The 10195-nt window shown below is 74.7% G+C and carries 9 protein-coding genes; 7 read left to right on the top strand and 2 right to left on the bottom strand.

Annotated features, from left to right (window positions below; genetic code table 11):
• Nucleotides 1-33: 33 nt before the first annotated feature.
• The 4 genes from nirB to PO879_RS11450 are packed head-to-tail and all read left to right on the top strand — an operon-like array spanning nt 34 to nt 5071.
• Entirely contained in the window at nt 34-2703 is a 2670-nt protein-coding gene (nirB, locus tag PO879_RS11465) for a nitrite reductase large subunit NirB (RefSeq protein WP_278235026.1), read from the top strand.
• 56 nt (nt 2704-2759) lie between these two features.
• Nucleotides 2760-3146, top strand: coding sequence for a nitrite reductase small subunit NirD (nirD, locus tag PO879_RS11460; protein ID WP_278237515.1), 387 nt, complete (start codon nt 2760-2762; stop codon nt 3144-3146).
• A gap of 1 nt (nt 3147) precedes the next feature.
• The gene (cobA, locus tag PO879_RS11455) at nt 3148-3942 is read left to right on the top strand and encodes a uroporphyrinogen-III C-methyltransferase (protein ID WP_278235025.1); all 795 of its coding nucleotides are present in this window, start codon (nt 3148-3150) and stop codon (nt 3940-3942) included.
• Nucleotides 3943-3973: 31 nt separating this feature from the next.
• Complete coding sequence (locus tag PO879_RS11450) at nt 3974-5071, top strand: uroporphyrinogen-III synthase (protein ID WP_278237514.1); 1098 nt, start codon at nt 3974-3976, stop codon at nt 5069-5071.
• Here PO879_RS11450 and PO879_RS11445 read toward each other — a convergent pair.
• Complete coding sequence (locus tag PO879_RS11445; protein WP_278235024.1) at nt 5022-6371, bottom strand: ATP-binding protein; 1350 nt, start codon at nt 6369-6371, stop codon at nt 5022-5024. The genes PO879_RS11450 and PO879_RS11445 overlap by 50 nt on opposite strands.
• On the bottom strand, nt 6368-7024 hold the full coding sequence (locus PO879_RS11440) for a response regulator transcription factor (RefSeq protein WP_278235023.1): 657 nt from the start codon (nt 7022-7024) through the stop codon (nt 6368-6370). Before PO879_RS11440 ends, PO879_RS11445 begins: the two co-directional genes overlap by 4 nt.
• A gap of 134 nt (nt 7025-7158) precedes the next feature.
• Here PO879_RS11440 and PO879_RS11435 point away from each other — a divergent pair, with 134 nt between their 5' ends.
• Genes PO879_RS11435 through PO879_RS11425 form a run of 3 tightly spaced genes read left to right on the top strand, consistent with a single transcriptional unit; the run spans nt 7159 to nt 10188 of the window.
• Nucleotides 7159-8379 carry a hypothetical protein gene (locus PO879_RS11435; RefSeq protein ID WP_278235022.1) on the top strand — a complete coding sequence of 407 codons (1221 nt, stop codon included), beginning with the start codon at nt 7159-7161 and terminating at the stop codon, nt 8377-8379.
• Complete coding sequence (locus tag PO879_RS11430; protein ID WP_278235021.1) at nt 8376-9335, top strand: ATP-binding cassette domain-containing protein; 960 nt, start codon at nt 8376-8378, stop codon at nt 9333-9335. The genes PO879_RS11435 and PO879_RS11430 overlap by 4 nt, the downstream gene beginning before the upstream one ends.
• Entirely contained in the window at nt 9322-10188 is an 867-nt protein-coding gene (locus tag PO879_RS11425) for an ABC transporter permease subunit (RefSeq protein WP_278235020.1), read from the top strand. Before PO879_RS11430 ends, PO879_RS11425 begins: the two co-directional genes overlap by 14 nt.
• Nucleotides 10189-10195 lie beyond the last annotated feature (7 nt).

Below are 10195 nucleotides of genomic sequence, written 5' to 3'. Positions count from 1 at the left end.
GTCCGGTCACGGTGGCTCCCTACTGTCGACGACATGAGCAGCGAGCCCACTCCCCGCAGCACCCGGCACGTCGTCGTCGTCGGCGGCGGCCCCGTCGCACAGCGCTTCGTCGAGGCGCTGCGTTCGCGCGACACCGACGGCGCGTGGCGCATCAGCGTCTTCGCCGACGAGCCGCGCAAGCCCTACGACCGCGTCGGGCTGACCCGCTACTTCGAGGTCAGCGACCCCGAGGAGCTCACCCTGGGCGACCCGGCGCTGTGGGACGACCCTCGGGTGGAGCTGCACAGCGGCTGCCTCGTCGCGTCGATCGACCGGGAGAACCGGACGGTCACCGACCAGTTCGGCCGCGTGCACCCCTACGACGAGCTCGTGCTGGCCACCGGGTCGAACGCGGCGATGCCGCCGATCCCCGGCAACGACCTGCCCGGCGTCTTCGTCTACCGCACCATCGACGACGTGGCCGCCCTGCGCGGCTGGGTCGAGTCCAAGCGCGAGGCGGGCCGCGTCGAGACGCGCGGCGGCGTCGTCGAGAAGCCGGTGCGCGGCGCCGTCATCGGCGGCGGCCTGCTCGGGCTGGAGGCCGCCGGCGCGCTCAAGGCGCTCGGCGCCCAGGCCACCGTCATCGAGTTCGGCACCCACCTCATGGGCGTGCAGTGCGACCTCGGCGGCGGGCAGGCGCTCAAGCGCCTCATCAACGACAAGGGCATCGCGGTCCGTCCCGAGACGGCCACGAAGCAGATGGCTCCCCACCACCGCACCGGCGACGTCGGGCACCTGGACTTCAACGACGGCGGGCGCCTCGACGTCGACGTCGTCGTGGTGGCCACCGGCGTGCGTCCCCGGGACGAGCTCGCACGGGCCGCGGGGCTGCCGGTCGGCGAGCGCGGCGGCGCCGTGGTCGACCTGACCTGCCGCACCGAGGACCCGAACGTCTGGGCCATCGGCGAGGTCGCCTGCATCGAGGGCCGGTGCCTCGGGCTGGTCGCGCCCGGCAACACGATGGCGGAGGTCGTCGTGGACCGCCTGCTCGGCGGCGGGGCCGAGTTCCCCGGCGCCGACACCGCCACCAAGCTCAAGCTCTCCGGCGTCGACGTCGCCTCCTTCGGCGACGCCCACGGCCGCACCGAGAACTGCGTCGAGGTGGTCTGGGCCGACCCGACCGCCGGCGTCTACAAGAAGCTCGTGCTCTCGGACGACGCCACGACGCTGCTCGGCGGCGTGTTCGTCGGCGACGCCACGCCGTACGCCTCGCTGCGCCCGATGCTCGGTGCGCAGCTGCCCGGGGACCCGGCGGCGTTCCTGCTGCCCGAGGGTGCCGGCGCCGCCCCGGACATCGAGCTGCCCGACGACGCGAACGTCTGCTCGTGCAACAACGTCTCGGCCGGCACGATCCGCGGGGCGGTGACCGACCACGACTGCACCTCGGTCGGCGACGTCAAGAGCTGCACCAAGGCCGGCACCACCTGCGGCGCCTGCCTGCCGCTGGTCAAGAAGATCACCGAGACCGAGATGGAGCGCGCCGGCATCGAGGTGTCGACCGCGCTGTGCGAGCACTTCGCGATGACGCGCGCCCAGCTCTTCGACGCCGTGCGCGTGGCCGACCTGCACTCCTTCAGCGACATCATCGAGCGCTTCGGCACCGTCCCCGAGGGCGCGAGCAGCGCGGGCCGCGGCTGCGACATCTGCAAGCCGGTGGTCGCCTCGATCCTGGCCAGCCAGGGCAACGGGCACATCCTGTCCGGCGAGCAGAGCGCCCTGCAGGACACCAACGACCACATGCTCGCCAACATGCAGAAGGACGGCACCTACTCCGTGGTGCCCCGCGTGCCGGGCGGCGAGATCACCCCCGAGGGGCTCATCGTCATCGGTCAGGTCGCCCAGGACTTCGGCCTGTACACGAAGATCACCGGCGGCCAGCGCATCGACATGTTCGGGGCCCGCGTCGAGCAGCTCCCGGAGATCTGGAAGCGGCTGGTGGACGCCGGCTTCGAGTCCGGCCACGCCTACGGCAAGTCGCTGCGCACGGTGAAGTCGTGCGTCGGGTCGACGTGGTGCCGGTACGGCGTGCAGGACTCGGTCGGCATGGCCGTCGAGCTCGAGCTGCGCTACCGCGGTCTGCGCAGCCCGCACAAGCTCAAGTTCGGTGTCTCCGGCTGCGCCCGCGAGTGCGCGGAGGCCCGCGGCAAGGACGTCGGCGTCATCGCCACCGACAAGGGCTGGAACCTCTACGTCGCCGGCAACGGCGGCCAGACGCCGAAGCACGCCCAGCTCCTGGCCGAGGACCTGGACTCCGCGACGCTGCTGCGCACCATCGACCGGTTCCTCATGCTCTACATCCGCACCGCGGACCGCCTGCAGCGCACGGCCCCGTGGGTGGAGGAGTACGAGGGCGGGCTCGAGGCGATCCGCGAGGTCGTCCTGGAGGACTCCCTCGGCATCACCGACGACCTCGACGCCGCGATGGCGCAGCACGTCGGCGCCTACGAGGACGAGTGGAAGGCCGTCCTGGAGGACCCGGACAAGCTGGCCCGCTTCGGCTCCTTCGTCAACGCGCCGACGACGCCGGACCCGGACCTGGCCTACGTCGCCGAGCGGGGCCAGAAGCGCCCGGCCACGCCCGAGGAGATCGCCGCCGGTGCCGTCGACCCCGCGCTCTCCGGTCCGGTCCTGGTGACCGGTCCCACGCTGGAGGTCCGTGCGTGACCCCCTTCGCCGTCGCCGACACCCCGACCGACCTCGTCACTCCCACGGAGGCCACCATGACCGCGATCGACACCGCCGCGCCGACCTGGACGGCCGTGTGCCGGCTCACCGACCTGGCGCCCGAGCGGGGTGCCGCCGCCCTGCTGGAGCGTGCCGACGGCTCGCCGGTGCAGGTCGCCGTGTTCCGGCTGCTGGACGACTCCGTCCACGCCGTCCAGCAGCTCGACCCGTACGCCGCCGCGAACGTCATGTCCCGCGGCATCGTCGGCACGCGCGGCGGCGAGCCGACCGTGGCCTCGCCGGTCTACAAGCAGGTCTTCGCGCTGCGTACCGGCGAGTGCCTCGACACCGGCGGCAAGGAGCCGAAGGCCGGGCTCGGCGAGCACCTGGAGTCCTTCCCGACCGAGGTGCGCGACGGCGTCGTGCACGTGCGGGCGACCTGAGATGGCCGCGCACCCCGGACACGTCACGCTCGTCGGGGCCGGCCCCGGCGCGGCCGACCTGCTCACCTACCGGGCCTGGCGGGCGATCGCCCGGGCCGACGTCGTCGTCCACGACCGCCTGGTCCCCCTGGAGGTCCTCGAGGACCTGGGCCCCGACGTCGAGGTGATCGACGTCGGCAAGGCCCCGGGCAAACACAAGGTGCCGCAGCCCGGGATCAACGACCTGCTGGTCGAGCACGCCCGCCGGGGGCGCCGCGTGGTGCGCCTCAAGGGCGGCGACCCGTTCGTGTTCGGCCGCGGCGGCGAGGAGTACGCGGCCTGCCGTGCGGCCGGGGTCGACGTCGACGTCGTCCCGGGGGTGTCCTCGGCCCTGGCCGTCCCGGCCCTGGCCGGGATCCCGTTGACCCACCGGGGGACGACGACGGCCTTCCACGTCGTCACCGCGCACACCCGCACGGGCGAGCAGCAGCTCGACGACACCGCCGTGTCCTGCGTCACGGACCGGACGGCTACGCTGGTGGTACTCATGGGAGTGTCCTCGCTGCCGGCGATCGTGACCAGGTTGCTCGACGCCGGGGCGGACCCGGACATCCCCGTGGCGATCGTGGAGCGAGGCTCGACACCTGACCAGCGGGTCACCCGGACGGGGCTGGACCTGGCGGCCAAGCGGGCCGAGGAGGTCGGGGTCCGAGCGCCCGCCGTGATCGTGATCGGTGACGTGGCGGCACGAGGACTGTTGGAGGGGACGACCAGTGGCGAGCCCGGAGACCCCGTCGTGGGGGACGCGCGTGGCTGAGACCGCGACCCGACCCGCCCTCGGCCAGGTCATGGCCGGGTGCACCGTGCTCGTCACCGCCGACCGCCGCTCCGGCGAGCTGGCCGCCGCCCTGGAACGCCGGGGCGCGACGATCCGCCACGCCCCCGCGCTGAGCATGGTCCCGCACGTGGACGACGACGCGCTCATCGCGGCGACCGCGGCCCTCGTGGACGACCCGCCCGACGTCGTCGTGGCCACCACCGGGGTCGGCTTCCGGGCGTGGATCGAGGCGGCCGACGCCCACGGGCTGGCCGACGACCTGCTGCGAGTCCTGGGCGAGGCCCGCATCGTGGCCCGCGGTCCCAAGGCGCGCGGCGCCGTGCAGGCCGCCGGGCTGGCCACCGACTGGGTGGCGGAGTCCGAGACGTCGGCCGAGGTGGCCGAGGTGCTGCTCAGCGAGGGCGTCACCGGCCAGCACGTCGCGATCCAGCACCACGGCGCCGGGGCGGACGGCCTGGACGAGGTGTTCGCCAAGTCCGGCGCGCGTGTCTCCCCGCTGGTCGTGTACCGCTGGGGCCCGGCTCCCGACCCGGAGGCCGTCGAGTCCTCGGTGCAGGCCGCCGCCGAGGGAGAGATCGACGCCGTCGTCTTCACCTCCGCCCCCGGCGCCGAGGCGTGGATGGAGTCCGTGGAGAACGCCGGCGTGCTGGACGAGGTGGTCTCCCGCTTCACCACCGGTGAGATGGTCGCCGCCTCCGTCGGCCCGGTGACGTCCCGCCCGCTGGCGGCACGCGGCGTGACGTCGCTGGAGCCCGAGCGCGGCCGCCTCGGGGCGCTGGTGCGCACGCTCGTCGGGCACTACGAGCACATCGACTCCGTCGCGCTGGGCACGGTCGCCGGCCCGCTGGTCATCCGGGCCCGTGTCGCGGTCCTGGACGGCCAGGTGCTGCCGCTGTCGCCGACCGGCGTCGAGGTGCTCCGGCTGCTCGCCGCGGCCGGCGGGCACGTGATCACCCGCGACCAGGTACTCGAGGTGCTGCCGGGGGTGTCCCGCGACGGGCACGCGGTGGAGGTCGCGATCGCCCGGCTGCGCGAGGCCACCGGACGCAAGGACCTGATCAAGACGGTCGTGAAGCGCGGCTACCGGCTGGAGCTGGCGCACCGCTGATCGGCAGCGTCACCGTGGCCCGCAGGCCGCCGAGCGGACCGTCGTCCAGCGTCACCTCGCCGCCGTGCTCGCGCGCGATCTCCCGCGCGATGGCCAGGCCCAGCCCGGTCCCGCCGCCGTCCCGCTCCCGCGCGGACCCGAGCCGCGTGAACCGGTCGAACACGCGCTCGCGGTCCGCCGCCGGGATGCCGGGCCCGTCGTCGTCGACCGTCACGACGCCGTCGCGCACCTCGACCTCGACCCGGTCGCGGGCGAAACGGCGGGCGTTCTCGACGAGGTTGCGCACGACCCGCTCGACGGCGGACGGGTCGACGACGGCGCGCCCCTGGCCGTGCAGGTCGACGTCGCCCGCGGCGTGGCGGACGATGTCGCGCAGGTCGACGTCGCGCACCTCCGGCGGGGAGGCGCCGACCCGGGCCAGGACGAGGAGGTCGTCGGCGAGCGCCTGCAGGCGGACCACCTCGTGCTGGAGGTCGGGCATCAGCTCGCCCGTCTCGTAGGCCTCGGGGTGCGCGGCGGCGACCTCGATGCTGGTGCGCAGCGCGGCGACGGGGGAGCGCAGTTCGTGGGCGGCGTCGGCCACGAAGTCGGTCTGGCGCCGCGCCGCGGTGTCCAGCCGGTCGAGCATCGCGTTGAGGGTCTGCGCCAGCGCGGCCAGCTCACGGGCGCGGGGCACCGGCAGCGTCCCGGGGCCGCCGACGCCGCTGACCCGGTCCGCGGCGGCGCGGAGCTCCTCGACGGGCCGCAGCGCGCGCCCGAGCAGCACCCACGTCACCAGCCCCAGCGCGAGGGTCAGCAGCGGGACGACGACGCCGAGGGACAGCCGCAGTGCCGTGAGCACCCCCTCGACGGTGGCCAGGGGGAGCGCGGTGACGACGCGTTCGCCGGTGGGCAGGGTGTCGACCAGCACGCGGGCCGGCCCGGACCCGTAGGCCGAGTCCTGGCGGGTCGCGGCGCCGTCGGTCGTCGAGACGAGGTTCGCGGGGGCCAGCACGGGCAGGGTCCGGCTCGCGTTGGGCGAGGACGCCACGACGCGGCCCGAGGGGTCGACGAGCTGCACGATCTGCCCGGGCTCGTCGGCGGCGAGCACCCGGGGCAGGCGGTCCTCGGCGACGAGCGCGGTCACCTGCTCGGCCGTGCCGCGCAGCACGTCGTCGGTGGCGGCGATCCTGCTCTGCGAGACCACCGAGGTCAGCGCGAACGCACCGAGGACGAGGGCGGCGCCGGTCAGCCCGGCCGCGACCAGGGTGAGCCGCAGGCGCAGAGACAGGCCCCGGGGCGCGGTCCGGTCGTCGGTCACCGCCCGACCACCCGGTAGCCGGCGCCGCGCACCGTCTCGATCACGCCCTTGCCGAGCTTGCGGCGCAGGTACCCGACGTAGACCTCGACGACGTTGAGGTCGTCGCCGGCGGCGTCCCACACGTGGTCGCGCAGCTCGACCTTGGTCAGCACCTCGCCGGGTCGGCGCATGAGGTGCTCGAGCAGCGCCGTCTCGCGGGTGGTGAGCTCGACGAGCGCGCCGTCCTGGCGCACCTCGCGGGTGGCCGGGTCGAGGGTCAGGCGCCCGGCCTCCAGCACGGCCGGGCGCGGCGGGGCGCCGCGGCGCAGCAGCGCCCGCAGCCGGGCGACCAGGACGGAGAACGCGAACGGCTTGGCCAGGTAGTCGTCGGCGCCGACGTCCAGGCCGCGGGTGACGTCGTCGTCGGAGTCCTTGGCGCTGAGCACGAGGACCGGCGTCCAGATCTCCGCGCGCCTCATCTCGCGCAGGACCTCCAGGCCGGACCGCCCGGGAAGCATGAGGTCCAGGACGACGACGTCGTGGTCGCCCTCGAGCGCGGCCTCCAGGCCGGTCTCGCCGTCGGCGGCCACGTCGACCGCGAATCCCTCCGCCTGCAGGCCCCGGCGCAGGGCCCGCGACAGCACCGCCTCGTCCTCCACCACCAGGATGCGCACCCCCGCAGCATGGCACCGGCGGGGACCGTCCGCGTGCTCAGCCCCGCGTGAGCTGCGCCCGCCCCGTCCGCGCTGTCCGGGCAGGAGCCGTCGTTCTCAGCCTCGTCTCAGGAGGCGTCGGCCACAGTGGTGCCATGAACACCACGCGCAGCCTCTCGCCCCGGGCGCGGTGGGCGGTCCCGGCCGTCGTGGCCGGCGCCGTCGCCGCCGCCTTCGCCGTCCCCGCCACCGTCGGCGCCGTCGCGAGCGACGACCTGCCGGCCGTCACCGCCGACGAGCTGGTCGACCGCGTCGCGAACGCCGAGCCGGTCCCCGTCTCCGGGACCGTCGTCTACACCGCGCGCCTCGGCCTGCCGGACGTGACCGTCTCCGAGCTGCAGGGCGCCGGCCCGCTGGACCTGCTCGGCGGCAGCACGACGATGCGCGTGTGGTCCGACGGCGAGGACTCCTCGCGCGCCGCGCTGCTCGGCGACGTCTCCGAGTACTCGGTGGTGCGCTCCGGTGCGGAGGCGTGGACCTACTCCAGCGCCGACGACGAGGCCGTGCACTACGTCCTCGACCCGGCGGACCAGGAGCGGTACGACGAGCTCGCGCAGCAGGCGCTCGAGCCGGACGTCGAGGGCGACGTGCCGACGCCGTCGGAGCTGGCGGACGTGGCCCTCGCCCAGGCGCGCATCTCCACCGACGTCGAGACCACCGACCCCGTCGAGGTCGCCGGGCGTGCCGCGTACCAGGTCGAGCTGACGCCGCAGACCGACGCCACCCTGGTCGACCGGATCCGCGTCGCCGTCGACGCCGAGACCTGGCTGCCCCTGCGCACGCAGGTCTGGAGCGTCCAGGACGCCGAGGCACCGGCGCTCGAGGTGGGCTTCACCGACGTCTCCTTCGACGTCCCCGAGGCCAGCGTCTTCGAGTTCTCCGCCCCGGCCGGCGCCGAGGTGCGCGAGGTCGTGGTCCCGCTGCCCGAGCCGGGCACCATGGAGAAGCCGAGCAGCTCCGCGCTGGGCGAGGACGCGGACGTCGCGGTCTCCGGCACCGGCTGGGAGACCGTCGTCGAGGTCTCCGAGGTGGACGTCGAGGCGATCCTCGGCGCGACGGCCGAGGGCCGGCTGCCCGAGGGCAGCACCGGGTCCAGCGGCGCCGACGACCTGTTCGAGGAGTTCACCGACGCCGAGGAGGGCGAGCTGCCGGGCGTCCCCGAGCTGGACACGCAGGCGCTGTACGAGCAGCTCGCGACGCCGGTCGACGGCGGTCGCCTGCTGACCTCGGCCCTGCTGACCGTCCTGGTGACCGACGACGGCCGCGTCCTGGCCGGGGCGGTGCCGCCCGCGACGCTCGAGGAGCTCGCCGGATGACCGCAGACGTGCCCGCCGCGGAACCCGCGGTGCGCACCCGCGGTCTGACGAAACGGTTCCGGTCGGGGCAGGTCGGCGTCGACGCGATCGACCTGCACGTGCCGCGCGGCGCCGTCTACGGGTTCCTCGGGCCGAACGGGTCGGGCAAGACGACGACGATCCGGATGCTCCTCGGGCTGGTGTCGCCCACGGCGGGGTCCGTGGAGCTCCTGGGTGCGCCGATGCCGCAGGCGGGCCCGGCGGTGCTGCCGCGCGTCGGGGCGCTCGTCGAAGGCCCCGCCTTCCACCCGTACCTGTCCGGGGAGGCGAACCTGCGCCGGCTGGACGCCGCGGACGCGACGGCGTCGCCGGCGACCCGCGCACGCCGGGTCGGCGCGGCGCTGGAACGCGTCGGGCTGACGGCGGCCGCCGGCAAGAAGTACCGGCAGTACTCGCTCGGTATGAAGCAGCGCCTCGGGCTCGCGGCGGCGCTGCTGCGTCCGCGGGACCTGCTGCTGCTCGACGAGCCCACCAACGGGCTCGACCCGCAGGGCACGCGCGAGGTGCGGGCGCTGGTGCGCGAGCTGGCCGACGGCGGTGCCACCGTGCTCGTCTCGTCGCACCTGCTCAGCGAGATCGAGCAGGTGTGCTCCCACGTCGGGATCATGTCGCAGGGGCGGCTGCTGGCCCAGGGTCGTCGCGCCGAGATCGCCGACGACGGCGCACCCGAGGTGCACGTGGCGACGCGGTCCGACCAGCGCGGGCACCTGGCACGGGTCCTGACCGGGCTCGGGATGACGGACGTGCGGGTCGACGGCGAGGTCGTGGCCGCGTCCCTGGGCAGCGTCGCGGTCGAGAAGGTCGCCCAGGCGGTGGTCGGCGACGGCGTCGACCTGCTCGGCCTCGAGGTCCGGCGGCCCACGCTGGAGGACGTGTTCGTGCGGCTGACGGGGGAGGGGTTCGATGTCGCTCGCTGAGGCTCCCGTGGCGGAGACGCCCGCGGCACCGGCCCGCGCGACGGCCCGCCTGCTGCGCAGCGAGCTGCGCCTGGTGTTCGGCCGCGTGCGCAACATCGTGCTGCTGGCGGGACTGGCGGCCGTCCCGCTGCTCATCGGCACGGTCCTGTTCATCACCCAGGACACGCCCGTGGCCGGGCAGGGGCCGCCGTTCCTGGACCGCGTGACCGGCAACGGCGTGTTCCTCGTGTTCGCGGCGCTGGTGAGTTGCCTGCCGTTCCTGCTGCCGCTGTGCGTGTCGATCGTGTCCGGCGACGCGATCGCGGGGGAGGCGGGCGCCGGCACGCTGCGGTACCTGCTGGTGGTGCCCGTCCCGCGCACCCGCCTGTTGCTGGTCAAGGCGTTCGCCGCCCTGGCGTACGCGGGAGCGGCCGTCGCCGCGATCGCCGTCGTCGGTCTGGTCGCCGGCGCCGCCTTCTTCGGGGTGGGCGACGTCGTGCTGCTCTCGGGGGACACGATCCCGCTGGCCGAGGGCATGGTGCGCACGCTCGGCGTGGTCGCCTACGTCATCGCCTCGCTCACCGGGCTGGTCGCTGTCGGCCTGTTCCTGTCGACGCTGACCGAGGTGCCGGTGGCCGCGATGGCCTCGACGGTGGTCGTGGCCATCGTCAGCGGCGTGCTGGACGCGCTGCCGCAGCTCTCCGCGATCCACCCGGGGCTGCTCACGCACCACTGGCTCGACTTCGGGGAGTTCCTCCGCCTCGAGATCGACGCCTCGACGCTGCTGGCCGGGCTGGCCGTGCAGGCGGCCTGGGTCGCGATCTTCGGGGCGCTGGCCTGGAGCCGGTTCACGACGGCGGACGTGTCGTCCTGACACGGAC

This window comes from Isoptericola sp. AK164 (assembly GCF_029643425.1).
GTDB lineage: Bacteria > Actinomycetota > Actinomycetes > Actinomycetales > Cellulomonadaceae > Isoptericola > Isoptericola haloaureus.
This window is presented reverse-complemented; position numbering and strand designations above follow the sequence as displayed.